Raw genomic sequence first — 24,624 nt, 5'->3', positions numbered from 1 at the left:
CATGGCTCTCGATAAACCCTATGCCGATGTTCCCGGCACCACCATTTTCGACGCGGACATGTCCCGCAAAGGCTATCATCTGAACCAGTTCTGCATGTCCCTGATGAAAGTGCCCAACCGGGAAAGATTCAAAGCCGATGAGCGCGCCTATCTGGACGAGTGGCCTATGACCGAAGAGCAGAAACAGGCGGTGCTCGACCGGGACTACAACCGCATGATTGCCAACGGCGGCAACATTTATTTCCTCGCCAAGATCTTCTCCACCGACGGCTTCAGCTTCCAGCACGCGGCATCCACCATGACCGGCATGACGGTGGAGGAATACAAGGAAATGATGCTCAGTGGGGGGCGTTCGGTTGAAGGTAACCGAACCTCCAAAGACGGTAAGGGGTAAAAGGTCGGGCCCCCGAGACGGCAACCGGCACAAAACGAGAGATTGTGATTTATGGCCAGAATAACCGCAGGCGTTGCCACATCCCACGTTCCCGCTATCGGGGCCGCCATCGACAACGGCAGAACCGGAGAGCCCTACTGGAAGCCCTTGTTTGCAGGCTACGACTTCTCCAAAAAATGGATTGCCGAACACAAGCCGGATGTGGTCTTTCTCGTATACAACGATCACGCCTCCGCGTTCAGCCTGGACCTGATTCCCACTTTTGCAATCGGGGTGGGAGAAAAATTCGAACCGGCCGACGAAGGGTGGGGACCGCGCCCCGTCCCCACCGTTCACGGTCACCCTGGATTGGCCTGGCACATGACCCAGTCCATCATCGAGGATGACTTTGATCTGACCATCGTCAACCAGATGAATGTGGACCACGGGCTGACCGTGCCGCTTTCATTGATGTTCGGTCAGCCCGAACACTGGCCCTGCGCGGTCATTCCCTTCGCCGTTAACGTGGTGCAGTACCCGCCGCCCAGCGGTCGTCGCTGTTACCAGCTTGGCAAAGCCATCCGCAAGGCGATCGGGTCCTTCGATGAAGATCTCAATGTGCAGATCTGGGGCACCGGTGGTATGAGCCACCAGTTGCAGGGGCCGCGCGCGGGGCTGATCAATCGGGAATTCGACAACAGCTTCCTGGACCAGCTGATCCACAATCCGGAAGAGCTCTCGCACATGCCCCACATCGATTACGTGCGCGAAGCCGGCTCCGAAGGTATCGAGCTGGTGATGTGGCTCATTATGCGCGGCGCACTGGACGACACGGTGAACTGCCGTCACCGTTTCTATCACGTTCCCGCCTCCAACACGGCGGTGGGTCATCTCATTCTGGAGAATCAACAACAAGGGGGAAGCCGATGAAAGTAGTTCTGGCCGGCGCCGGCGCTTTCGGTGCCAAACACCTGGACGGTATCAAAAACATCGACGGAGTCGAGGTCATCTCACTGGTAGGCCGTGAGCTGGAAAAAACCAGAACGGTTGCGGAGAAGTACGGTATTCAGCACGCCTGTACGGATCTTGCCGAAGGCCTCGCGCAACCGGGCCTCGAAGCAGCCATCCTCTGTACCCCGACTCAGATGCACGCGGCCCAGGCCATCCAATGCATGGACGCGGGAAAGCACGTGCAGGTGGAAATTCCCCTGGCCGACAGTTGGGCGGACGCCCAGGCGGTGGCAGAAAAGCAGCGGGAGACCGGCCTGGTGTGCATGGTGGGCCATACACGGCGCTTCAACCCCTCCCATCAGTGGATCAACAAGCGAATCCGCGCTGGGGAGCTGAACATTCAGCAGATGGACGTGCAAACCTACTTCTTCCGCCGCACCAATACCAATGCCCTCGGCGAGCCCCGCTCCTGGACCGACCATCTGCTGTGGCATCACGCAGCGCACACCGTGGATCTGTTCCAGTACCAGACCGGCGAGCGGGTAACGGTTGCCAACGCCATTCAGGGGCCCATGCACCCGGAGCTGGGGATTGCCATGGATATGTCCATTCAATTGAAAACAGAAACCGGAAAAATCTGCACACTGTCCCTGTCCTTCAACAACGACGGACCCCTCGGCACCTTCTTCCGCTACATCTGCGACAACGGAACCTACATCGCCCGCTATGACGACCTGGTGAATGGCCGGGAAGAATCCGTCGACGTAAGCAAGGTGGATGTGTCCATGAACGGCATCGAGTTGCAGGACAGGGAGTTTTTCGCAGCCATCCAGGAAGGGCGCGAACCGAACTCCAGTGTGGGGCAGGTTCTGGCCTGCTACGAGGTGCTCCACCGTCTGGAGCAAGGCATCCAGTAGCAGGCCAGGCGCAAGTGCCTTCCGACCGTTGCGCCGTGATCACGATAATCGATAAGAAAGAGGTGTTGCCTTATGTCCCGTGACCGAACCCAGGTAGCCATCATTGGTTCCGGCCCCTCGGGCCTCTTGCTCGGCCAGCTACTGCATAATCAGGGCGTCGACAACGTGGTGCTTGAACGGCAGACCCAGGATCACGTACTGGGTCGGATCCGGGCCGGGGTTCTGGAGCAGGGCATGGCGGACCTTCTTCGCCAGGCGCAGGTGGGTGAGCGGATGGACCGTGAGGGGCTGGTCCATACCGGCGTCGAACTGGCGTTTGCTGGTCGCCGGACGCGTATTGACCTGGCGGGCTACACGGGCGGAAAGAGCGTTATCGTTTACGGCCAGACCGAAGTCACAAGAGATCTGATGAATGCCCGGGCCGCTGCCGGGGCCCGGACCGTCTACAGCGCGGCCAACGTGGCCCTGCACGACCTGAACAGCGACAGCCCCCATGTTACCTATGAGCACGAAGGCCGCACCTACCGGCTCGAATGTGATTACGTGGCGGGCTGTGACGGCTTTCATGGTGTCTCCCGCAAGTCCATTCCCGATTCCGTCCTCAAGGAGTACGAACGGGTCTATCCATTCGGCTGGCTGGGGCTGCTGTCCGACACCCCGCCGGTTGCCGATGAGTTGATCTACGCGAACCATGCCCGCGGGTTTGCCCTGTGCAGCATGCGCTCCCACACCCGCAGTCGCTACTACGTACAGGTGGGCCTGGATGAAAAGGTCGAGGACTGGTCCGACGAACGCTTCTGGGATGAGCTCAGGTCCCGGCTGCCCGAGGAGACGGCTGCGGACCTGGTCACCGGGCCGTCGCTGGAAAAAAGCATCGCGCCCTTGCGCAGCTTTGTTGCGGAACCCATGCGCTACGGTCGCCTGTTTCTCGCGGGCGACGCGGCCCACATCGTGCCGCCCACGGGCGCCAAGGGGCTCAACTTGGCAGCCAGCGACATCCACACTCTGTTCACCGTGCTGTCAAAGGTTTACGGGGAGGGGCGTACCGACCTGATCGAACGTTACTCGGAAATCTGCCTGCGCCGGGTCTGGAAGGCCGAGCGCTTCTCCTGGTGGATGACCAGCCTTCTGCACAAGTTTGACGATGACCCGTTCAACCACCGCATGCAACTGGCGGAACTGGATTACTACACCAATTCCGAGGCAGGTCTGACTACCATCGCAGAGAACTACGTGGGGCTGCCCTATGAGTCTGTGCAATGAAGCAGTAAATCAGGGAACGAGGGAACCGGTCTGATCAAACCAAACAGGATCGGCAAACTTTTCACCGCTTTACCTTTCATCGCTTGACCTTCCGTTCAAATCCCATATGGTTTGTCATACAAACTATCTGCGCCCGGAAGGCGCTGATACAGAATAATTGCAACCTGGCCAAGGAGCTTCCTCGTGACTGATATCTCCCGGTGCGTCCCTCACGTACTCAAAGCTGCTCTCCGTACTTCTCTTACCGTGCTGTTCGGCGTCGGTCTCGCGGCCTGCGGATCACCGTCGGGCAGCCCGGAAGAGGGGGCGGTCTCGCCGCTGGCCGTCACCATGGGCGGTGAAAAAGTCTCCCGGCCCAGTGCCTACAGCGGCTATTCCCGGGAACAGTACGACGGCTATGAAATGACCTCCCGCTACATTCCCATGCGCGACGGAACCCGAATAGCCGTGGACATTTTCCGCCCCACTTCGGAGGGGGAGCAGGCTGCGGAGCAGCTCCCGGTGCTGTGGATGCACACCCCTTACAATCGCCGCAATTACGGTCCGGGCCTGACCGCCGAAAACTACCCCGGCAAGGCCCTCAAACTGGCGAAGTACGGCTACATTGTCGCGGTTGCGGATTTTCGCGGACTCTACGCGAGCTTCGGCCGGAACGCCGGCTTTAACAGGGGCGAGTGGCAGGACCACGCACGCTGGGACGCCTACGACATTACCGAATGGCTCGCGGCCCAACCCTGGAGTTCCGGCAAGGTGGGCATGTGGGGCTGCTCCGCCACCGGCGGCAGTCAGATGCAGGCCCTGAGTACAGCACCCCCGAGCCTGAAAGCCGTATTCCCCATGAGTTGCGAATGGGACGTCTATCCCTTCGCCAACTACGGTGGCATGGCACCACCGGAAGGAGTTCCGACCCGGGTCATGCGGGGCGGATCCCGTGAAGCACGGGACCGCCTAGCGGCCCCTGTGGATGGGGACGAGGACCGATCTCTGCTGAACGCGGCCATTGCCGAACACGAAAACAACATCGAAACCGCCGGTTACACTCCCTTCCGGGACAGCACGGCGGAAAACTTTGACAGCCAGTGGTGGCTGCAAAGCAGTCCCCATACCTACAAAGACACCATCGAAGAGTCCGGCATTGCGATCTACACAGCGGCCAACCTGGACGAGGAAGGCCCCGGCTACGGTCCGCCCCTGATCTTCAACAACCTGAGCAACCCATTGAAGTTCGTCCTGGGACCCGCGACTCACTGCGACTGGACCACCGTGGAAGACGAGACCGGTTTTGACATACTGGTTGAGGAGTTGCGCTTCTTTGACCACTGGCTGAAGGGAGTGGAAAACGGGATCATGGAGGAGGCCCCGGTGACCTATTACACCTACAACCTCGACAGCAGCTCGATCGGTATTCCCGGCTGGCACACAGCCGAGACCTGGCCGTTGCCGAATCAGCAGCTCACCGAGTTCAAACTGGGAAAGGCCTCTTTGGTGCGCGACGGAGAGCTTGAAGAAGGCGCAACCAGCGTTACCGTTGACTATGAAGTGGATCATGACAACTTCTGGGAAAACGGTTTGCAGTTCGTTACCGCCCCACTGGAGGAGGATGTACAGATTACCGGGCATCCGGTCCTGAAATTGTGGCTGTCCAGCACGGCGCAGGATGCGGACGTAGTGGCCCGTATCGACGATGTAGCTCCAGACGGAACAACCACGTATCGCACCGTCGAGGGCCGCTTGCGGGCCTCACTGCGGAAAACAACGGAGGCTCCCTACAACAATCTGGGGCTGCCGTACCATCCGTTTACTGAAGCGTCCCGGCAACCCCTGGTTCCGGGCGAAGCGGTGGAACTGGAGTTCGACTTCTACGTGATTTCCAATGTGTTCAAGGCGGGCCACCAGATTCGACTCACGCTCAACTTTGCCGACGCGCGGGCGACACCAAGGTTGGAGCCCGCGCCGGACGTGACCGTTCATTACGGCGGCGAAAAAGGTTCCACATTGATATTGCCGGTGATTCCGCGCGAGTCATAACTTGGGTGAGCGCTGCTTTATCCGTGCTGTGCCTAGCGTGAGCCGAACCCGTGTGAATCGAAGCTACCGATGGTTCCGCCACTCGGATGCAGTTTGCCGACGGGGTGGGGTGTTTTGAAACCCTCGCGGGAGGGACCCCGCGAGGGAGCTCCAGGGATGGATTCATGCGTTTTCAAAACACCCCACCCCAGCGGCAAACGGCCTAGTGGCACTATTCCAGATCAGCTCGAACAGAGCTTTATTTGTTCAGCGTACAAACAATTTCCGCTATCATGGCCGTTTTCGTGTTTCGAAACAGCAAGACGCTCGCGGGTAATTGATGAACAAGCCAGTTATTATCGCCGGGGCCGGGCCGGTGGGCCTCACTCTGGCGCTTCTGCTGCACCGGCAAGGCCGGGCAGTGCGGATCTTCGAGGCCGTAGAGGAACTGCGGCCACTCGGAGTCGGAATCAACCTTCTGCCCCATTCCACCCGGGTCCTGTACGACCTGGGGCTCGGCCCGCAACTGGACGCCATCGGCATCCGCACCAGCGCGCTGCACTACTACAACAAATTCGGCCAACAGATCTGGGCCGAGCCTCGCGGCCTCAACGCCGGCTACCGCTACCCCCAATATTCCGTTCACCGCGGCCGGCTCCAGATGATGCTGCTCGACGCAACGCGCGACCAACTCGGCGGCGACTGCATCGTCACCGGTCACGCGCTGACCGCCTGGGACGATACGGCCAACGGCGTACAGGCCCATTTCATTAACCAAGCCGGTGCCACGATCACCGTGGAGGGCGCTTGTCTCGTGGCCACCGACGGAATCAAATCCACCGCCCGTAAAATACTGTATCCCAACGAGGGCGCCCCCATTTACGGGGGGCGCATCCTCTGGCGGGGTGTCAGTGAGGGAGAAGCCTTCCTGGACGGCAGCACCATGTTCATGGCCGGCCATCAGGACTGCAAATTTGTGGCTTATCCGATCCGCCCCGCACTCGACGGCAAGCCGGCCCTGCTCAACTGGATCGCCGAACTGAGCGAACCGGAGTTCGAGCAGGACGAACAGGACTGGAACCGGGAAGTGTCCATCGACGTGTTCAAGGACCCGTTTCAGTCCTGGGATTTCGGGTGGGTCAATGTTCCTGAAATCATCGAGAGCTGCCAGCACGTGTACGAATTTCCACTGGCTGACCGGGACCCCTTGCCCCGGTGGAGTTTCGGTAACATGACCCTCGCCGGCGATGCGGCCCATCCCATGTACCCGATCGGGTCCAACGGAGCCTCCCAGGGCATTCTGGATGCAGAAAAACTGGCGGCGGAACTGAACACCGCACCAGACCTGCAAAGCGCCTTCGCGGCCTATGAAGACGAGCGTCGACCCGCCACCGGAAAGATTGTGCTCCTCAATCGGCAAAACGGCCCCGAGCAGGTCATGCAGATGGCCGAGGAGCGGGCCCCGGAGGGTTTCGCTCACATCGAGGATGTCATCCCGCGCGAGGAACTGGAGGCGGTTGCCGCCCGCTACAAGCAGACCGCGGGCTTTGACCTCGATGCCGTAAACCGCGAACGGACCGGCGTCAATCCAATTGAAGTGGAAGTGTCCAGTGAATTTTGATCCTGTCGTGCCTTTGTTGGAACCGCTGCTGCGGGTGCGTCTGAGGGTGGCGCCACCCCGGCAACTGGGGCAGACTCCTCTGGGCACAAGGCGCTTCGTGAGAATTCTTGGTGGGGAATTCCAAGGCGAAGGCCTGGAAGGCCAGGTGCTTGAAGGCGGCGGCGACTGGTTGTTGCAGCGCGGGGACGACAGCTTTCAACTGGACGCGCGCTATACCCTGCAAACTGCCGGTGGCGAGTTGATCTACGTGCAGGACAGTGGGCTGCGTCACGGTGCGGCCGAAACAATGCAACGACTTGCAAACGGCGAGGCGGTCGATCCGGCGCACTATTATTTTCGCACCTCAGCACGGCTGGAAACCGGCTCCGCTACTTACGACTGGTTAAACGGCCTGATCGTGGTTGGCTCCGGCGCGCGCGGAGCGGACGGCGTAGTGGTGGACTTTTTTGCGGTACGGTAAACCAAGCAGGGAGTATAAAGATGAGGAAGCTTAAAGCTTTCGTGTGGGTCTGGATGATGGGGGTCACCATGGCAGCGCAAGCCGAAGACTGGGCATCTGGTGTGGAGCCGCTCACCACAGAGTTGGTGATGGAGCTCAAGGTCGCCATCGGTAAGCCCGTGAATATCGGTGCGAGTGACTTGGGCGCGCGCCGTTTCATTCCAATCACCGGCGGGGAGTTCCGGGGCAGAAACGGGAAGGGCGGGGCGATGCGGGGCAAGGTCCTGTCCGGCGGTGCCGACTGGCAGCTCACTCGGCCCGATGGGGTAACCGAAATCAAGGCCATCTATGCCATCGAAACCGAAGACGGTCAGGTCATTGCGGTGAACAACGAGGGCCTGGTGGCTCCGGCGGAAAACAGCCGCCCTTACGTGCGAACCGCGCCTCGCTTCAGCGCCCCGGAGGGTGACTACCAGTGGCTGAACAAGCGCGTGTTTACCGGCACCATCACCCCATCCCCCAAAGGCGATTTTGTAACCATCCGAGTATTTCAGATCAACTAGCAGTTGCTGCAAAAACTCGTTCTCACAGCCATTGTGAGAGGGCAATCCCTGAATCCCTCTCGAATTTGCGGTAGCCTGTAGCGCCCCGCCGTTCCGGTCCACTGGCAGATTGTCCGCCAGTCGACCAGGCATTGTTTGCAGCAACAGTCAGAGAGTTCGTCTTGACGGAAGTCAGCACATCCAGCGAGGCCCCACCCGCCATTCCCCTGCGGACGTGGCAGATCGCCGCAGTCATCGGCATCGGTTCGTTCATGGTGATGCTCGACACCACTGTGGCAAACCTGGCCCTGGAATCCATTCGCGCCGATTTTCAATCCGACCTGGCCACCATCCAGTGGACCATCACCGCCTACCTTATTGCGCTCGCGGTTTCCCTGCCCACTTCCGGCTGGATGTGCAGGCGCTTTGGTTCCGGGCGGGTCTGGGCTGCGGCACTGTTGGTCTTTGTGGGATCGTCCGCCTTCTGTGCTCTGGCTCCCGGCCCTGTGGAGCTGGTGCTGGGGCGGCTGCTCAAGGGCTTGTCCGGGGGGCTGCTGGTCCCGGCTGGGCAGGCCATTATCGGGGCCACCGCCCACCCCCGTCAGTTGGGACGCGTGGTGGGAACCCTGGGATTTGCCATAGCCCTCGGTCCGGCATTAGGCCCGGCGGTGGGTGGCGCCGTGCTGGAGGTGGCTTCCTGGCGCTGGTTGTTCTGGTTCAATGTGCCAGTGGGCATGGTCGCTCTGGTCATTGCCCGCGGCCTGATCCCGCCGGGTCAGCAACAACCGGAGCGTCCGCTCGACTTTCGCGGGCTGTTCCTGCTCGGGCTCGGTCTGCCCCTGCTGCTGTTCGGGGCCGCCGAGACCGGTTCCGCCGGGCTGAGTAAAACCAGCGTTCTCGCCATGATTCTGGGAGCGGTGTTGGTGGCGGCCTTCGCCCTGAGTTCTTCCCGGGTGGCCCATCCGCTGCTGGATCTGGGTTTGCTGCGTCGCGGCGGCTTCCTGGCTGGCACCCTCACGGCCGGGCTTACCGGTGCCAGCATGTACGGCGGCCTGCTGCTCATCCCCCTCTGGTTTCAACTGGTGCTGGATCTTTCTACCACCGCTACCGGGACCATGCTGCTGTTGATGGGGCTGGGTACGGCCGTGGCGCTGCCCCTGGCGGGGGCGCTGACGGACCGCTATGGTCCGGGCAACATCAGCCTGCTGGGGGCTCTGGCGGTGCTGGCCTCCGTCGTTCCCTTCGTGCTTCCCATGGAGCTTTCCTGGGTACTGCTTGCGGGGCTGATGGTGCTGCGGGGCTTCGGGCTTGCCTGGGCGCAAATGCCGGCCATGACCGCGGCCTACAATGCTGTGAATGCCGAACAGATGGGCGACGCGGCCGCTATGGTCAATATCTCTCAGCGAATCGGCGGGGCCCTGGGAGCCGTGCTGGTGGTGATTGTCCTCAATGGCGGTGGAGCCGAGAGCTATGGGCAAGCGTTTCTGTTACTGGTAATTCTGGGTGTTCTGACCGTGGCTTCTTCCGCGTTTCTGCGGCACGTCAGGCGCCGGTAGCCGGAGATTCAGACGGTCGCAAGGTCGGGTTCGCCCGTGGGCTCGCAAACTGCGTCTCTGTGACCCCTGCCAGATTGGCAGTCACCGCGGTGGTAAAAATCCCACAATCTCCTTTAAGGTCCGGCGGCTCACAGGCTAGAATCTCCTGCGCGCCACACCGTTGAATCATTCACCTCAGGGCCCTCATGAGCACACCATTCGTCCACCTCCGACTGCACACGGATTACTCCCTCGTTGACGGTATTGCCCAGATCAAGCCATTGGTAAACCGGCTGGCCGAGCTGGAGATGCCGGCCTGCGCCATTACTGACGAATGCAACTTCTACGGCCTGATCAAGTTCTACAAGGCTGCCCAGAGCAAGGGCATCAAGCCCATTTGCGGCAGCGACTTCCTGCTCGCCGGCCCGGACCGGGAATCCCCGCCCACCCGATTCACCCTGCTGGCCATGGACCAGAAGGGCTATCGCAACATCACCCAGCTGATTTCCCGCGCCTACCAGCACGGCCAGCACATGGGGGTGGCCACCGTGGAACGCTCCTGGGTAACGGAACACTCGGAGGGCGTTATCGCCCTGTCCGGAGCGAAGTTCGGGGACATCGGCATGGCCCTGGTGGGGGGGCGCAAGGGGGAGGCGGCCAGCCTGCTCAAAGGCTGGATGGAGGACTTTCCCGGTCGCTTCTATCTGGAATTGCAGCGCACCGGGCGGCAGCACGACGAGGACTATCTGCATGCAGCCGTGGAGTTGGCCGGTGAAGCCCAGTGCCCGGTGGTGGCGACCAACGATGTGCGCTTCATCGCCTCTGAGGATTTCGAGGTGCACGAAACCCGTGTCTGCATCGCCGAGGGGCGCACCCTCGATGATCCGCGCCGGGAGCGCCGCTACAGTGAGCAGCAATACCTGCGCAGTGGCGAGGAGATGGCCGAGCTGTTCAGCGACATCCCCGAAGCCCTGGCCAACACGGTGGAAATCGCCCGGCGCTGCAACCTTGAAATCACCCTCGGTAAAAACTTCCTGCCGGCCTATCCGATTCCCGAGGGCATGAGCGAAGCCCAGTTCTTCGAAAAACTCTGCTACGAGGGCCTGGACAAGCGGCTCGAGAAGATTCTCGATAAAAGCGATCCCGAGTACGCGGCCAGGCGGAAGGTCTACGAGGAACGCCTGCGTTTCGAGCTGGACATCATCGTGCAGATGGAGTTTCCCGGCTACTTCCTCATCGTTATGGACTTCATCAAGTGGGCCATCGACAACGGCGTGCCGGTGGGGCCCGGGCGAGGTTCTGGTGCCGGGTCCCTGGTTGCCTACTCCCTGAATATCACGGATCTGGACCCGCTCCGGTACGACCTGCTGTTCGAGCGGTTTCTGAATCCGGAACGGGTGTCCATGCCCGATTTCGACATTGACTTCTGCATGGAAAAGCGCGATCAGGTGATCAGCTACGTGGCCGACAATTACGGCCGGGATGCGGTCTCCCAGATCATCACCTTCGGCACCATGGCCGCCAAGGCGGTGGTGCGAGATGTGGCCCGGGTGCTTGGCAAAAGCTACGGCCTCGCGGACAAGCTGTCCAAGATGATTCCGCCGGACGTGGGCATGACCCTGGAAAAAGCCTACGAGCAGGAAGAGATCCTGCGGGACTTTCTCCGCGACGACCCCGACGGCCAGGAAATCTGGGACATGGCCCTGAAGCTGGAGGGCATGACCCGGAACGTGGGCAAGCACGCCGGGGGCGTAGTGATTGCGCCCACCAAACTCACGGACTTCTCGCCCCTGTATTGCGACGAGGCCGGTGGTGGCCTGGTGACCCAGTTCGACAAGAACGATGTGGAGGATGCGGGCCTGGTGAAGTTCGACTTCCTCGGGCTGCGCACGCTGACCATCATCGATTGGGCCAAGGAGATGATCGACCGGGAGCGCAGTACCGCGGGCGAGCCGCCGCTGGATATAACCGCGATTCCCCTCGACGATCCGGATACGTTCAAGCTGCTCAAGGCCGCGGAAACCACTGCGGTCTTCCAACTGGAATCGCGCGGCATGCGCGACCTGATCAAGCGCCTGCAGCCGGACAACCTGGAAGACATGATCGCTCTGGTGGCTCTGTTCCGGCCGGGGCCGCTGCAGTCGGGCATGGTGGATGACTTCATCAACCGGAAGCACGGGCGGGCCAAAGTGGCCTATCCGGACGCGAAGTATCAGCACGAACGGCTCAAGCCCATTTTGGAACCGACTTACGGTGTAATCGTGTACCAGGAGCAGGTGATGCAGATCGCTCAGGCCCTGGCCGGCTACTCTCTCGGTGGGGCGGATTTGCTGCGCCGGGCTATGGGGAAGAAAAAACCCGAAGAGATGGCCAAGCAGCGGGAGAGCTTCCAGAAGGGCGCCCAGGAGCAGGGCATCGATCCCGAGCTGGCGATCAAGATCTTCGATCTGGTGGAAAAGTTTGCGGGCTACGGTTTCAACAAGAGCCACTCGGCCGCTTACGCGCTGGTGTCTTACCAGACTGCATGGTTGAAGGCTCATTATCCCGCGCACTTCATGGCGGCCACGCTTTCGTCGGACATGGACAAAACCGACAAGGTGGTGACCTTCATCGAAGAATGCCGCCACATGAAGCTCAACCTGCTGCCGCCGGACGTGAATCGCGGCGCGTGGCGATTCAGCGTCGACCAGGGGGACATCATCTACGGCCTGGGTGCCATCAAGGGCCTGGGTGAAGGTCCGGTGGAGAGCATCATCGCGGCGCGCAACGAGGGCGGCCCTTTCAAGGATCTTTTCGATTTCTGCTCCCGGGTGGACCCGCGCAAGGTGAACAAGCGCGCGCTGGAAGCTCTGATCCGCAGTGGGGCCCTGGACACCATCGGCCCCGGGGTCGCGCTGGACTTTGATCGGGCGGTGATGTTCGCGGCGATCGGTGACGCGGTCAAAACCGCTGAACAGAATACCGCCAACAGCGCTGCGGGAATCGAGGACATGTTCGGCACTCTGGTTCCGACGGAGGAAGCCGCAACTGATGTTTACGAGCCTTACACCCGGTGCCGCCGCTGGACCATGAAGGAGCGTCTGCAGGGCGAGCATGACACCCTGGGTCTTTACCTGACGAACCATCCCATCGATGAATACGAAGATGAAATAGGTCATCTGGTGTCCGCGCGAATCGCAAACCTGAAGGCGGAAAAGAACAGCCAGAAGGTGGCCGGTCTGCTGGTGGGTATGCGGGTGATGAAAACCAAGCGCGGCGACAATATGGCCATTCTCACTCTGGACGACCGCACCGGGCGGATCGAAGTGGCCATGTTTTCCGATGCGTACGGCGAGCACCGGGAAAAGCTGATCAAGAATACTCTTCTGATGGTGGAGGGGCAGATCAGCAATGACGATTACAGCGGCGGCCTGAAGATGCGCGCGGACGGCGTCCAGACTCTGAACGAGGCGCGAGAAAGTGCGGTGAAGGGCCTCTGCCTTTCCGTGGAGTCCTCCCGTGTGGGCCGCGACTTTGCCGCCCGGCTCTCGGAGATGCTGCGCCCTTACCGAAGCCAGGGTTGTCCCGTGCGGATCGATTACGCCCGCAAGGATGCCAGGGCGCAGTTGTACCTTGGCAGGGAGTGGTCCGTAACACCGAATGACGAGCTGATTCAAAAACTGCGGGATGTCTATGGGCGGGATATGGTGAAGCTGGTTTACTAGCGTTCGGTTTGGCTGGCTTTTGGTTTTAAAGCCGCCGGGCTCCATCGTAGTGGGGCGCACCATTGTAGTAGAGATTGTTTTATGGACCACGAAATCCAACAGCTCATCGAACAGATTGCCGACTACTGCAAGCGGGCGGAGATCAGTGAATCCACCTTTGGTCGGCAAGTGGTCAATGATGGGAAGTTTGTCAGTCGTCTTCGGAGTGGCCGCGGAGTGACGCTGAGGACCCTGGGAAGAATCCGCGAGTACATTCGTAATCACCCCCCGGGCCCGGACTCAATCTCGGAAAAAGACGCCGCACTCAAGCTGGTGGATAACCATTTCAGCCGACCGGTTGCCGCTGCCCCCGCGCAGGGTTCCGAGGCCGAAGCCGCTGGTCCTGGCGTCGAAGGGAGGAAAACCCGCCGGCCGTTTCGTTTTTACGAGAATCGCCAGAAGTACCTGCACTTTGTCCATACCTGCAACGAGAAGTGGGCCATTTCCCAGCGAGCGGGGAAGGAGTTGAAATTGCTGCAACCCAGCTTCCCCGCGCTCAAGATGTTTGATGCGGGGATGGGCGACGGAACCGTTTTGACCTATGTGATGCAAAATCTGCATCGTCGCTTTCCCACCGTTCCGTTCTTCGTCAACGCCAAGGAGATGAGTCTCGAGGATGTTCGTCTGGGGCTCAGCAAACTGCCGGACCGACTGGTAGAGCATCCTGCAACGGTCTTCGTGATCAGTAACATGGCCTATAACGAAGCCCCCTGGTTAAGCCCCCACTCATCGGATCAACCCCTGAACTGGCACGAGATCGCCCTGGAGGGTGGCTGTGCCCACGAGTATGGGGAACAGATCGAAGCCCTGCATGGGCTGCTGGATGAAGGCTGGCAAACCAGACCGAGTCCACGGACTGGAAACCCGCTGTACGCGCTGCCCTCGGTACTGGTGATTTACCGGGCGGACCAGCGCTTCATGCTGGAGAGTGTCATTCCGCCCAAAGGTGCAATCAGCGGCGATTACGACTTCATATTGGCTGCCCAGCCGTGGCAGGCGCGGGTGTCGGCGGAGTTCAAGGTCAAGCGAATTCTGGCTCCCCTGTCACGCAGCCTCGCTCCGGGGGGCCGGTTGCTGGGTGTTCAGTCTTATGGGGATGATCCGGGCTCGGAGATTGTGCAAAGCATCTGGCCGGACGAAAATCCGTTCACGGTTAACCGGCATGTTCTGTTGCGGGTGCTAAAGGATGAGCTGGGGCCGGAAAGCAGAGAATTCCATTTCAACGCCATGTCCGATGCGAAGTCGGTGTTTCGCTACGAAATGCATATTCTTCCTACGGAGATCGGGGACCATATCGGCAGTTCCACTCTTTTTGCGGCCTGGAACGCGGCCATTTACGTCAATCAGATACAGGACGACCAACTGGAAGAAGCAGTGGCTTCCGGGCAGTATCTTCAGGCGACTCGAGAGGTTTTGAAGCGACGTTCCGCGTTGTGGTTCAACGACGAAACCTTTGTCGTATCTCGCAAGCGCTAGCAGCTGTTAACAGCTATATCCTCGCCGGCCTTATCCATTTCTACAATAACGATAATAGAATCGTCGGTTCAGTGCGCGCGCTCACGCGCATCCGAGTTCATCTCCATACTGAAAACCACCGGATTTCCACGTCTTCAGGTGTGTTGCACTTTCATTTCTGGAACCTCAATCCCTTTGGCAAACAAGTTGCACCACCAAGTTGCACAAGTCATCTCGCCAGCGGTGGAAATCGCTGGCAGCGTGAGTCATCGAGCCGGAAGGAAGACGGGCCTGCCGGGTCGGGCGAAGGAAAGCGGAGGATAAGTGATGATCAAGCAGTTGAAGGGGTTTGGAACCGCGTCGCTCACAGCCTGTGCGCTGGGCGCTCTGCTCGCCGCTCAGACGGGTACCGCGGCAGAGGGAGAGATGAAGGACAAAGGCGCGGCGAGCGAAACGATGGGCCAGAGCAGCGCGCCGGCATTCTCCGAAATTGACAGCGACGGCGACGGCAGTCTGGAGTGGCGGGATCTGGAATCCGAGTTCGACGACAAACTGGAGCAGGCGAACTGGGATCGGGAGCAGGTTTTTACCCAGTTTGATATGAATCAGGATCAGAGTTTTGACGAGCAGGAGTACGATAGCTTCCAGACTGCGCTGAATGCCAAAACTTCGGAAGAAGTCCTGGCTCAGCAGGAGCCGCCCCAGGACCAACAGCAGCAGACGGCTCAATCCCAGCAGGGTCAGGACATGGACAGCGGGCTGCTTACCATGCCCGTGGATCAAGTGACTCAATCTGATGTGGTAAACAGTCGCGGCGAGGAAATTGGCAGCGTGAGCCGGATCGTTCGGGACAACCGGAGTGGCAACCTCGCCCTGGTGATTGAGTCCGGTGGCGTTTTGGGTCTGGGCGGCAGCACGGTGCTGGTGAATCTCGCCGAGGTCAGCCAGATGGGTGAGAATCAGTTGTTGTGGGACACCATGCTCAGCAAGGACGAGATCGCGGAGATGCCCGAATTCGACGAGTCTGAGTATACCGAGGTGTCCGAAGCGGAGTTCTCCACGCTTCGCGAAGCGCAGGAACGTGGTTAGATTTTCTTTCGACTCCTAGTGCCAGAAGGTTGGCCCGGTTCCTCTTCGGAGTGCCGGGCATTTTTTTTGCGCGACAGGAGTAACAGGGGCCCATGGAGTTCAAGGACTATTACAAGATTCTTGGAGTGGATGCCGAGGCCGATCCCAAGACGATCAAAACCGCCTACCGGAAGCTGGCGCGCAAGTTCCATCCGGACGTGAGCGAACAGCACGATGCCGAAGACCGCTTCAAAGAAGTGACAGAGGCCTACGAGGTCCTCGGAGATCCCAAAAAACGCGCGGAGTACGACGAGTTGCGGCAATACGGAGCGGCGGCGGGTCAGGATTTCCGTCCCCCTCCCGGATGGCAGTCCAGTGCGGGTTTCGAAGGCGGCTTCAGTCATTTCGAAGGCGACTTTTCGGATTTTTTCGAGTCCATCTTCGGCAGCGCGGGACGCAGATCACGCCCGGGAAGCGACAGAGGCGGTTTCAGTCAGCGAGGCCGGGATGTGGAACTCGACATGCCCGTATTTCTCGAAGAGACTCTTTCCGAAGAACCGAAACAGATCAACTACAGTCTCCCTCACTACGGCCTGGACGGGTCGCGCCTTGAAGACGTGACCAAAACCATCAGAGTCAAAATTCCCAAGGGTGCCGCCGATGGCGAGCGCATTCGCCTCAAGGGCCAGGGGGCACCGGGGATCGGTGAGGGGCCTCCCGGCGACCTCTATCTGCGCATTCGCCTCGTGCCCCACCCCCTGTTCGACGTGGAAGGGCGGAACCTCGTGCTGACTGTTCCTCTGGCTCCCTGGGAAGCGGCGCTGGGCGCAAAGATCACGGTCCCGACACTGCAGGGCAAAATCCAACTGACTATTCCACCCCGGAGTCAATCAGGTCAGCGTTTACGGGTGAAAGGCCGCGGCTTAGCGGGCAAAACCGGGCAGGGTGACCTCCATGCGGTGCTGAAGGTGGTCATGCCGCCGCAGCTCGATGACGAGATCAGGGCAATGTGGCAGCGTTTGGGGGAAAAGGCCCACTTCGATCCACGGGCTGAATGGAACAGGTAAGAAGGTAAACTCATGATCATTCACATCACAACTCATGAGCTTTGTCAGCAGGCGGACGTGAGCCTGGAAAGCCTTCAGGAAATGGTTGCACACGGAATCGCCGAGCCCGAGGGACAGGAGCCGTCCGCTTGGAGCTTTACATTCGAATATGTGTATACCGTCCGACGCGCGGCTCGTCTACATCGGGATCTTGGTATCAATTGGAATGGAGTGGCTTTGGTTCTCCAACTGCTCGAGGAGCGGGACCTCCTGCAAGCGGAAAACCGTTCGCTGAGAAAACGCCTGGAACGCTTCGAAACGGATTAGCCTGATTAAAAAAACAAGGGCGCGGCGAACCTGTGATCGCCGCGCCCGGGCTCAACGCCTTTGGACCCGGGGCACCCTACGGCGTCGCCGCCGGACCTGGAGTTGGTTTGCCTGACGGCGTCTGGCGGTGTTGGGGCTTGTGTTCTGACCCGAGTGCGTCCTCTGCCTCCCGGCGCACAGAGTCGCCCATCTCTCCCGCCTTCTGATAACCTTTTTCAGCCAGGTCCGCCGCCTTGCTCCTGGCCTGCTCGCCGACGTCGCCAAAGGTCCTGTCCTCCATTTGGGTGCGTGGAAGCACAGCCCCGACGAGTGCGCCAAGAGCAATTCCTAACGCTCCCACAGCCATGGGCTGCTCGCGCAGATAGTGCTCGAAGCTCCCTCGCGCGTTGCCCAGGGACCCGCGGGCGCCTTCCATGGAGTGGGACAGCCCCTCCCGGGCTCCACTGACCTTGTCGCGCAGGTTTCGTCCGGTGGCCCCGGCGCGGCTGCGCAGGTCGTGGGCACCCGCGGACATCCTCTCCCGTGCCGCAGAGCCCTTGCCCTTGAGTTGGGCGCCTTTGTCTTTCAATCCTGCCATTTTCGAACTGCTGTGCTCCGAACTATCCGAACTATAGGAAGGCATCCGGGTTGAGGGGCGCTGACCCACCATCATCCACAGTACACCCACCGCCGTCAGAGCGACGGGCAGCGGATTGGCTTTTACGCTGTTGCTCAGGCTCCTCGCAAAATCGCCGCCGTGCTCACGCAGGTAGCCTGAAGCCTGATTGAATACCTCTCGCGAGGAAAACTTCTCCTCCAGCGCGTGGATGGTATCGCCGATCTCGCGGCGCTGCTCATCCACTTCCCTCTCCAGCTGGCTCGGATCTTTCGCCGAATCTCCATCTGATCTCATTGTATGGCTCCTTTGTTCTTGACTGCGTCTCGGTCCTTCTGCATTTCCCGCGCGGTCCGCTCGGGTTTGAAGGAATCCGGTTTCAGCTTGCTCTGCCCGGACTTCAGCATAATGAAGCCGATAATGCTCACAACACCACCGACTATGAGGGCGGAGAGCCACAGAGACAGTACCGTCGCCAGGCCATAAACTGCTGCCATCAGCAGGATGATGACGCCGGCGAGCATTACGACGCCGCCACTGGTCATCGCCATCATGCCTGTCTTCGCTTCGTGGACTGACTCACGCACTTCGGATCGCGCCAGGGAAAGCTCCTTGGTGAAAAGCGAGGTGACCTCCGAAGTGAGCTGTCGAACCAGTCCTGGTACCGAACTCTGCTCTTTGGCGCTGCCGGGTCCCTTGGGACCGCCGGTATGAGGCTCGACTGTTTGCTGATGGGCGGCCGCGTGCTGGGCGGCTGCGTGTTGGGCTGCTGTGGATTTGTTTCCTGCCGAGCCGTCGCCCGGGCGAGGATCACGTGGTTGGGCCATGAGTAGTACCTCCTCTGATTAACGGTTCCGATGTGCACCGGACTAACTGGAAGATCGACCCGGACCGCCGGGGCTTTGGGTGTCCGTTCGCGCACCGCTCGGCGGGTTGATCGGGCTCTGCACGCTTTCACCTTCCTCAGGGAGGTAGCTGGTGCTCGCATGGGTCGGGTTTGAGCTGTCCGAAGAAGCGGACGGGGATGTGCTGGTTCCCTGGGAGGAAGTGGCCCGTTCGAGTTCCGCGGACCCAGAGGAACCGGCGCCGTAGGACCGGCCCTCCTGCTGCCCGTAGTAGTCTTCCCAGTGTTCTTGCCCTTCCCCCCACTGGTTTGCGCTGTCCGGACGATTCGCCTTGGCGATACGCGCCAGCCCGAACCCAACCGCAACGCTGCCCAACAGGAACAGGCCGGAGTTGTTTCTGGCCAGCCGCGATACTTCGCCGATGAGCTCATCGGTATTCTTGTTGCGCAGGTTGCTGGAGAGGCTGCCGATACCATCCGCGATTTCCGAAACGTAGCGCGACAACGTGGTCTCTTCCTTTTCTTCCAATTGCCGTGCGGCGGCCTGGGTCGCCTCGGCCATTTTGTCCATGGTATCGGCTGCGCGTGACTCCTGCGCCTCCAACTGCTCCTTGCCGCGAGACTTCATTTCGCGCGTGGTCTGATCGGCTTTCGCCTTCAAATCGTCGGCAACTTCCCGCTTTTTGTCGCCAGGCTTGTTGGGTTCATTTCGCGTGTTCATAAGCAAGAGCTCCAGTCCAAAGAGTGTCGCCGCATTCGGACGGCCAACGTCGGTATAAATGCATAGGCCCGCTAGGCTTTTAACCGCTAGCAGGAGGGTTAAGCACTTCTCCTGCGACGGATGCTGCAACGTTTACGCCACTTGGAGAGCGGACCAAACGAGGCAAATGGTCTGGTCGGCAACGCAAAGGTCCCGTTTTTCGGTTCCAACGGACGGGTTGCGGCCACTGGGCAAACCCCGCGGGGCGTGCTGTAAGTTGTTCTGAGGAGGTGGGAAACTATTACAAGGTGATCTGAAAGGAGGGGCGCTGCATGAGAGACAGCGCCGAAGAACGGGTCGATGCTGATTCTGGAGTGGACGGCCGAGCCGTTGCGTCAAAAATTCGGGCTAGGGATCTTGTGCAACGTGATCCGCCTGGTAGGCCTCCCGTTCACCCATGGGCCGGTCTTTGCCGACGGTGGTGTCCTCGGCGGTTTGCATTTCGACTTCCGAATTTATTTCCGCTCCCAGTACCACGATAAAACTTGTGAGAAAGAGCCAGAGCATCAGAACCACAACTGCCGCCAATGAGCCGTAGGTCTTGTCGTAACTGGCGAAGTTGGCAACGAAATAGGAAAAAGCCGCTGAGCCCAGGATCCAGATCACGGCGGCCACCAATGACCCCACGGTGACCCATTTCGCGCGTGGATTGCGTCGCACGGGCGCCACCTTGTAGATCAGCCCCAGCCCGATGACCAGCATCAAAAACAGGAGTGGCCACACGGCCAGCTTGATAATAGTGATCAAAAATTCGGGAAGGGGCAGAGCGTCCGCCAGGGCGGGGATCCCTACGAGAAGCGCCAGACAAATCCCACCAAAGATCAGCCCGCCGACGGTGAACAGCAGGGTGATGGCGTTTTTCACGATGAAGTTGCGCGACTCCTGAATGTCGTAGGCGATATTGATTCCCTCGAACATGGCCTTGGTCCCGCGGTTCGCGGCCCAAAGCGTAACCAGCAAGCTCACCAACAGCCCGACACCGAGCGTCTGATCGGAGGTTTGTACAAGGGATTGGAGCCGGCCGGTCATCATTTCCTGGGCGCCGGAGGGCAGTACGCTCGCCATGGTGCTCAAATGCTGCTGCAGCGTATCGGGATCAATGATCAATCCGTAGATCGAAACGGCCGCGATGATGAGCGGGAAAAGGGCCAGAAAAACGTTGAAAGCGACCCCTGCGGCAATAATGGAAATATGATCGACGCCAATCTGCTGGGCCACTCGCTTGACCACGGCGATCCAGCCTTTGAACGAAATTTCACGGGGCGATTGGGCGCGGTAATCGCGGTTCGCCATTCCGTAATCGGGGGCATAGCCTGATGCGCGTGCCATGATCCAGTCCTCGCGGCGGTTGCTTCGTTGCGGCGTGCAGCAAGAAGCAAACCAGCAGCAGGACGTTGCGGCCAGACTTCCGGGGTGGGTCAGTTGAGCTTGTGTGCGAAGTGGCTCAGTGCCGCGAGACCCAATATATCGTGAGCGGCGAGTTCCAGATCCTGGCGTGGTAACTGGGGAAGGGCCTCACCAAGGGTGCCAAGGTGCACTTCTTCCTGCTCACGCCGCCCGGTGATGAATTCACCAGCGGCGCGAGGAAGACGTTTGTTGACGATCAAACCCGCGACGTTGACGCCGGCTCGGTTGAGCTGTTCGTAGAGCTCGATTGTTTCCAGTACCGGCAGGCGTTCAGCGGCCAGAACGATGAGAAAAGCGCTGCGCTGGCGGTCAACCAGTGCGTCGCGCAGCGCGCTGAAGCGCTCGCGACGACGATTGAGAACCTGGCGAATCCGATTATCCCGCTCATCCTCGTCCACCGGCGGAGCATCGCTGCCGCCCAAAACCCTCTTGCCCGTGGATTTGTCGCCGCCGAGCGTTCGCCATATCCTTCGGAAACCCTCGGCCTGGTCCCGCCGCTTGATCAGACCTTCGGTCCAGGCTGACATCATCTCCGGTAGCGCCATCAGCCGGGCCGTATGCCCCGATGGCGCGGTGTCGAAGATGATCAGGTCGTACTCCGATGCGCCGTGCTCAATAACCTCGGCGATGCGTTCCAACATGGCTGCTTCCTGCATTCCCGGTGCATCCCGGGACAGCTCCATGTGCCGGTCGACCTCGCCCCGAAGATGTTCGGGCATCAGTCGCCGCAGTTCGGAGGACACCTCCTGAAGGTGAAGCTCGACGGTTTGTTCCGGGTCCAGCTCCATGGCTGTAAGCCGGTCCGCAAGGCGCACCGGTCGCGGTCCGATGGATTGGCCGAACAGGTGTCCCAAGTTGTGGGCTGGATCGGTGGAAACCAGAAGTACCCGGCGACCGGACTCTGCAGCGCGCAGCGCCGAAGCGGCGGAAACGGTGGTTTTGCCGACTCCGCCTTTTCCGCCGAAGAAGAGAATGTTTCTGTCCCGAATGAGTTCTAGCAGCAATGGACGTGATCCAGTGGTGAGCGCTCCATGCCCATGCGTCGGTGCCATTCGTGAAAGCGTTCGTATAGCACGGGCAGGAGCTCAAGCGTGTAATAGTTGACAGGGTTTGGCAGACCGAGAGATTCGGAGAAGACCAGCAGCATGAACAAATCTTCCTCGTCACGCTGGGCTCGCCCGTAGGCCTGACGGAAAGGTGCGGTGTAGTATTCCTTCAGCCCTGCGTTCAGCCCTTCATACAGCTTCCACAAGGTGTTTTGCTTGTCGGATTCTTCTTCGTTCATGGGGCCTGGATAATCATGTTTTTGAGGTCAGCAGTTCTTCAAGACCGACCTGGTCCTGTACGAAGCAGCGAATCCCCTGGGCGAGCTTTTCGGTCGCCATAGCGTCATCATTCAGTGCGAAACGAAATGCGGGCTCGTCCAGTGCCCTGGCTACCTCTTTAGACACCGCGGTTTCTGGGGAGAGGCGGCGCGGCAGGTCGCCTTCGTCACGGCTCAATTCATCCAGCAGCTGCGGGCTGATGGTCAGCCGGTCGCAGCCGGCCAGCCCCTCAATCTGACCAATATTGCGGAAGCTGGCGCCCATGACGATTGTGTCGTAACCGTGGTGCTTGTAGTACCGATAGATTTGCTGGACCGAGAGTACTCCGGGATCGTCCTCGGGAGTGAAGTTTCGGTCCGGATCGCGTGCCTTGTACCAGTCCAGGATTCGGCCGACAAAAGGGGAGATGAGCGTTACCCCCGCGTCGGCGCAGGCAATCGCCTGTGGGAAGCTGAACAACAGGGTCAGATTGCAGTGGATGTTCTCCTTCTCAAGCTGCTCGGCGGCCCGGATTCCCTCCCAGGTGGAAGCGACCTTGATCAGAATCCTGGAGCGATCCACATCGGCCTGCTCATACAGGTCGATCAGTCGCTTCGCCTTTTCCACTGAGGCGCGCGTGTCGAATGACAGGCGCGCGTCCACCTCGGTGGAAACCCGTCCCGGGATCAGCTTGAGTATTTCCCGTCCGATGGCCACCGCAAGGTGATCTGCGGCTTTGGGAGAAGAGCCCTTGCCCGCAGCGATCGCGTCGCAAACCAGTGGTTCGTATTGAGGGAGCTGCGCGGCTTTCAGAAGAAGCGAGGGGTTGGTGGTGGCATCTACCGGCTGATACCGGCGGATTGCCTCGATGTCGCCTGTGTCAGCGACCACCTCGGTCATTGTCTTCAGTTGCTGGAGTTTGCTGGCCATAGGTCCCCGCGCACTGGCTGGTGGGTTCTGGACCCATTTAATCACGGCTCGGCCCAACTCTCCAACTTCCATGGCGGGTGAGCCACTGGAGCGAGGCGCAGCCGCCAGCCCACAGGGGGCCAGCGGCGCGCTTGGGTCTTTACTGGAGGTCTTTACTGGATCTGAATACGCTTGGCTTCGGGGGCCTGCTCCTTCGCTTTCGGAGCGGTAAGGGTCAGGATGCCGTCACTGAAGTGGGCTTTGATGTCGTTCTCCTTGACACCGCCGCCCAGGTCGAAGCTGCGTGTGTATTTCCCGTAGCGGCGTTCCTGCCGGACGATCCGGCCCTCCTTCTCTTCCTTGTCCTCCTGTCGGGTCTCGGCTGTCAGGGTCAGAATGCCGTTCTCCAGGGTGATGTTGATGTCCTTCTTCTTGACGCCCGGGAGTTCCGCGCTGATCTCAACGTGGTCCTGCTTGTCCTTGACGTCTACCCGCGGCGAGAAGGTCCCCGCAGCGGCGGACGCTCCCTGCATGGGGGCCCAGAAGTTTTCGAAGAAATTGTCGGCGTCGAATACAGATCGACGAGGGATCAGGTTCATTGCACACCTCCTTTTGTGAACACGGTTACGCGCTGTTGATGGCTTCTTTGGACATGAGGTTAGCAGCCTTGTTTTCAAGGGCCTTGCGGTGGGTCAATTATTGGAGCTGCGGCCGTGGGAGAACGGGAGAGCGGTCAGCTGACCAGGTTGCGTCCGCCGTCTACAGCGATGATTTGTCCGGTAACGTATGGCGCTTCCGTGACGAGAAAGAGGACCGTTCGGGCGATGTCCGCCGGGCTGCCGATGCGCTTGAGCGCGATCTTTTGGAGAATGTTCTGCTTATCGGATTCACTCAGCTCGCCATCATTCTCGGGCCAGAGAATTGCTCCCGGTGCGATGCCGTTCACCCGGACGTCCGGGGCAAGTTCCTTGGCAAGTGATTTTGTGAGCATTACGTTGCCGGCCTTCGCTGCACAATAGACGGGATGGCCCGACAAGGGCCGTTCAGCGTGAACGTCAGCAAGGTTGATAATACAACCGCCGGTGCTTTTCAAAGCCGGCGCCAGGGCCTGGCTGAGAAAGAGCGGAGCCTTGAGATTGGTGCCGACCAGGTTGTCCCAGTCTGTCTCGCTGATGTCCCCCACGGGAGTGGGGTAGAAGCTGGAGGCGTTGTTCACCAGAACATCCAGGCGATTCCAGTGGCGTTGGGCCAGATGGGCCAGGTTACGCAGCGCGTTCATATCGCAGAGGTCACCTGCCGCCACCACGGCGGACTCGGAGCGCAGCTGGTTGAGGGATTCGCACAGTGCCGCCGCTTCGCCGGCGGACCGATTGTGGTGAATCACGATTCGATAGCCTGCGCGATGCAGCTGCCGTGCGATCTCTGCGCCGATGCGACGCGCGCCTCCGGTGATCAGCGCGACTTTTTTGTTTTCGTGTTGCGTCATGCTTTTCTTTCCCGAAAATGGTGTTCCGCGGT

At 60.1% G+C, this 24,624-nt stretch carries 23 protein-coding genes; 14 read left to right on the top strand and 9 right to left on the bottom strand.

What is annotated here, in order from left to right; genetic code table 11:
- Position 1: 1 nt before the first annotated feature.
- From ligA to ACURWW_RS13380, 14 genes are all read left to right on the top strand, one after another.
- Complete coding sequence (gene ligA, locus ACURWW_RS13445) at positions 2-394, top strand: protocatechuate 4,5-dioxygenase subunit alpha (RefSeq protein WP_445618033.1); 393 nt, start codon at positions 2-4, stop codon at positions 392-394.
- Between the two features lie 51 nt (positions 395-445).
- Positions 446-1,303, top strand: a complete 858-nt coding sequence (locus ACURWW_RS13440; RefSeq protein WP_445618032.1) for a class III extradiol dioxygenase subunit beta — start codon at positions 446-448, stop codon at positions 1,301-1,303.
- Positions 1,300-2,241 carry a Gfo/Idh/MocA family oxidoreductase gene (locus ACURWW_RS13435; protein WP_445618031.1) on the top strand — a complete coding sequence of 314 codons (942 nt, stop codon included), beginning with the start codon at positions 1,300-1,302 and terminating at the stop codon, positions 2,239-2,241. The genes ACURWW_RS13440 and ACURWW_RS13435 overlap by 4 nt, the downstream gene beginning before the upstream one ends.
- Before the next feature lie 72 nt (positions 2,242-2,313).
- Positions 2,314-3,504, top strand: coding sequence for a 4-hydroxybenzoate 3-monooxygenase (gene pobA / locus ACURWW_RS13430; protein WP_445618030.1), 1,191 nt, complete (start codon positions 2,314-2,316; stop codon positions 3,502-3,504).
- A 183-nt stretch (positions 3,505-3,687) separates the two neighbouring features.
- A complete protein-coding gene (locus ACURWW_RS13425; protein ID WP_445618029.1) occupies positions 3,688-5,532 on the top strand; it encodes a CocE/NonD family hydrolase in 1,845 nt (614 codons plus the stop codon).
- A 319-nt stretch (positions 5,533-5,851) separates the two neighbouring features.
- Positions 5,852-7,132, top strand: a complete 1,281-nt coding sequence (locus tag ACURWW_RS13420) for a flavin-dependent oxidoreductase (RefSeq protein WP_445616962.1) — start codon at positions 5,852-5,854, stop codon at positions 7,130-7,132.
- On the top strand, positions 7,122-7,592 hold the full coding sequence (locus ACURWW_RS13415) for a DUF3237 domain-containing protein (RefSeq protein ID WP_445616961.1): 471 nt from the start codon (positions 7,122-7,124) through the stop codon (positions 7,590-7,592). The genes ACURWW_RS13420 and ACURWW_RS13415 overlap by 11 nt, the downstream gene beginning before the upstream one ends.
- 20 nt (positions 7,593-7,612) lie before the next feature.
- A complete protein-coding gene (locus ACURWW_RS13410; protein ID WP_445616960.1) occupies positions 7,613-8,134 on the top strand; it encodes a DUF3237 family protein in 522 nt (173 codons plus the stop codon).
- A 161-nt stretch (positions 8,135-8,295) separates the two neighbouring features.
- Complete coding sequence (locus ACURWW_RS13405) at positions 8,296-9,669, top strand: DHA2 family efflux MFS transporter permease subunit (protein WP_445616959.1); 1,374 nt, start codon at positions 8,296-8,298, stop codon at positions 9,667-9,669.
- Positions 9,670-9,854: 185 nt separating this feature from the next.
- Positions 9,855-13,352 carry a DNA polymerase III subunit alpha gene (gene dnaE / locus ACURWW_RS13400; protein ID WP_445616958.1) on the top strand — a complete coding sequence of 1,166 codons (3,498 nt, stop codon included), beginning with the start codon at positions 9,855-9,857 and terminating at the stop codon, positions 13,350-13,352.
- Between the two features lie 81 nt (positions 13,353-13,433).
- Positions 13,434-14,867 carry a hypothetical protein gene (locus ACURWW_RS13395; protein WP_445616957.1) on the top strand — a complete coding sequence of 478 codons (1,434 nt, stop codon included), beginning with the start codon at positions 13,434-13,436 and terminating at the stop codon, positions 14,865-14,867.
- A 306-nt stretch (positions 14,868-15,173) separates the two neighbouring features.
- Positions 15,174-15,935 carry an EF-hand domain-containing protein gene (locus ACURWW_RS13390; RefSeq protein ID WP_445616956.1) on the top strand — a complete coding sequence of 254 codons (762 nt, stop codon included), beginning with the start codon at positions 15,174-15,176 and terminating at the stop codon, positions 15,933-15,935.
- Between the two features lie 92 nt (positions 15,936-16,027).
- Complete coding sequence (gene cbpA / locus ACURWW_RS13385) at positions 16,028-16,981, top strand: curved DNA-binding protein (protein ID WP_445616955.1); 954 nt, start codon at positions 16,028-16,030, stop codon at positions 16,979-16,981.
- 12 nt (positions 16,982-16,993) lie between these two features.
- Positions 16,994-17,287 (top strand): chaperone modulator CbpM, encoded by a 294-nt coding sequence (locus ACURWW_RS13380; protein WP_445616954.1) that lies wholly within the window; start codon positions 16,994-16,996, stop codon positions 17,285-17,287.
- A gap of 76 nt (positions 17,288-17,363) precedes the next feature.
- On the opposite strand, the gene ACURWW_RS13375 is transcribed toward ACURWW_RS13380, so the two are convergent.
- From ACURWW_RS13375 to ACURWW_RS13335, 9 genes are all read right to left on the bottom strand, one after another.
- On the bottom strand, positions 17,364-18,179 hold the full coding sequence (locus ACURWW_RS13375) for a DUF3618 domain-containing protein (protein WP_445616953.1): 816 nt from the start codon (positions 18,177-18,179) through the stop codon (positions 17,364-17,366).
- Positions 18,176-18,709, bottom strand: coding sequence for a phage holin family protein (locus ACURWW_RS13370; RefSeq protein ID WP_445616952.1), 534 nt, complete (start codon positions 18,707-18,709; stop codon positions 18,176-18,178). The genes ACURWW_RS13375 and ACURWW_RS13370 overlap by 4 nt, the downstream gene beginning before the upstream one ends.
- Before the next feature lie 42 nt (positions 18,710-18,751).
- The gene (locus ACURWW_RS13365; RefSeq protein ID WP_445616951.1) at positions 18,752-19,447 is read right to left on the bottom strand and encodes a hypothetical protein; all 696 of its coding nucleotides are present in this window, start codon (positions 19,445-19,447) and stop codon (positions 18,752-18,754) included.
- Between the two features lie 387 nt (positions 19,448-19,834).
- The gene (locus ACURWW_RS13360) at positions 19,835-20,815 is read right to left on the bottom strand and encodes a YihY/virulence factor BrkB family protein (RefSeq protein WP_445616950.1); all 981 of its coding nucleotides are present in this window, start codon (positions 20,813-20,815) and stop codon (positions 19,835-19,837) included.
- Positions 20,816-20,904: 89 nt separating this feature from the next.
- A complete protein-coding gene (locus tag ACURWW_RS13355; protein WP_445616949.1) occupies positions 20,905-21,897 on the bottom strand; it encodes an ArsA family ATPase in 993 nt (330 codons plus the stop codon).
- Positions 21,888-22,178: a cory-CC-star protein gene (locus tag ACURWW_RS13350; RefSeq protein ID WP_445616948.1), complete on the bottom strand. Its 291-nt coding sequence runs from the start codon at positions 22,176-22,178 to the stop codon at positions 21,888-21,890. Before ACURWW_RS13350 ends, ACURWW_RS13355 begins: the two co-directional genes overlap by 10 nt.
- A gap of 13 nt (positions 22,179-22,191) precedes the next feature.
- Positions 22,192-23,127, bottom strand: a complete 936-nt coding sequence (gene tal / locus ACURWW_RS13345; RefSeq protein ID WP_445616947.1) for a transaldolase — start codon at positions 23,125-23,127, stop codon at positions 22,192-22,194.
- 152 nt (positions 23,128-23,279) lie between these two features.
- Positions 23,280-23,705, bottom strand: coding sequence for an Hsp20/alpha crystallin family protein (locus ACURWW_RS13340; RefSeq protein ID WP_445616946.1), 426 nt, complete (start codon positions 23,703-23,705; stop codon positions 23,280-23,282).
- Between the two features lie 134 nt (positions 23,706-23,839).
- A complete protein-coding gene (locus ACURWW_RS13335; RefSeq protein WP_445616945.1) occupies positions 23,840-24,592 on the bottom strand; it encodes a pteridine reductase in 753 nt (250 codons plus the stop codon).
- Positions 24,593-24,624 lie beyond the last annotated feature (32 nt).

It is taken from the genome of Gilvimarinus sp. F26214L (assembly GCF_054401055.1).
This window is presented reverse-complemented; position numbering and strand designations above follow the sequence as displayed.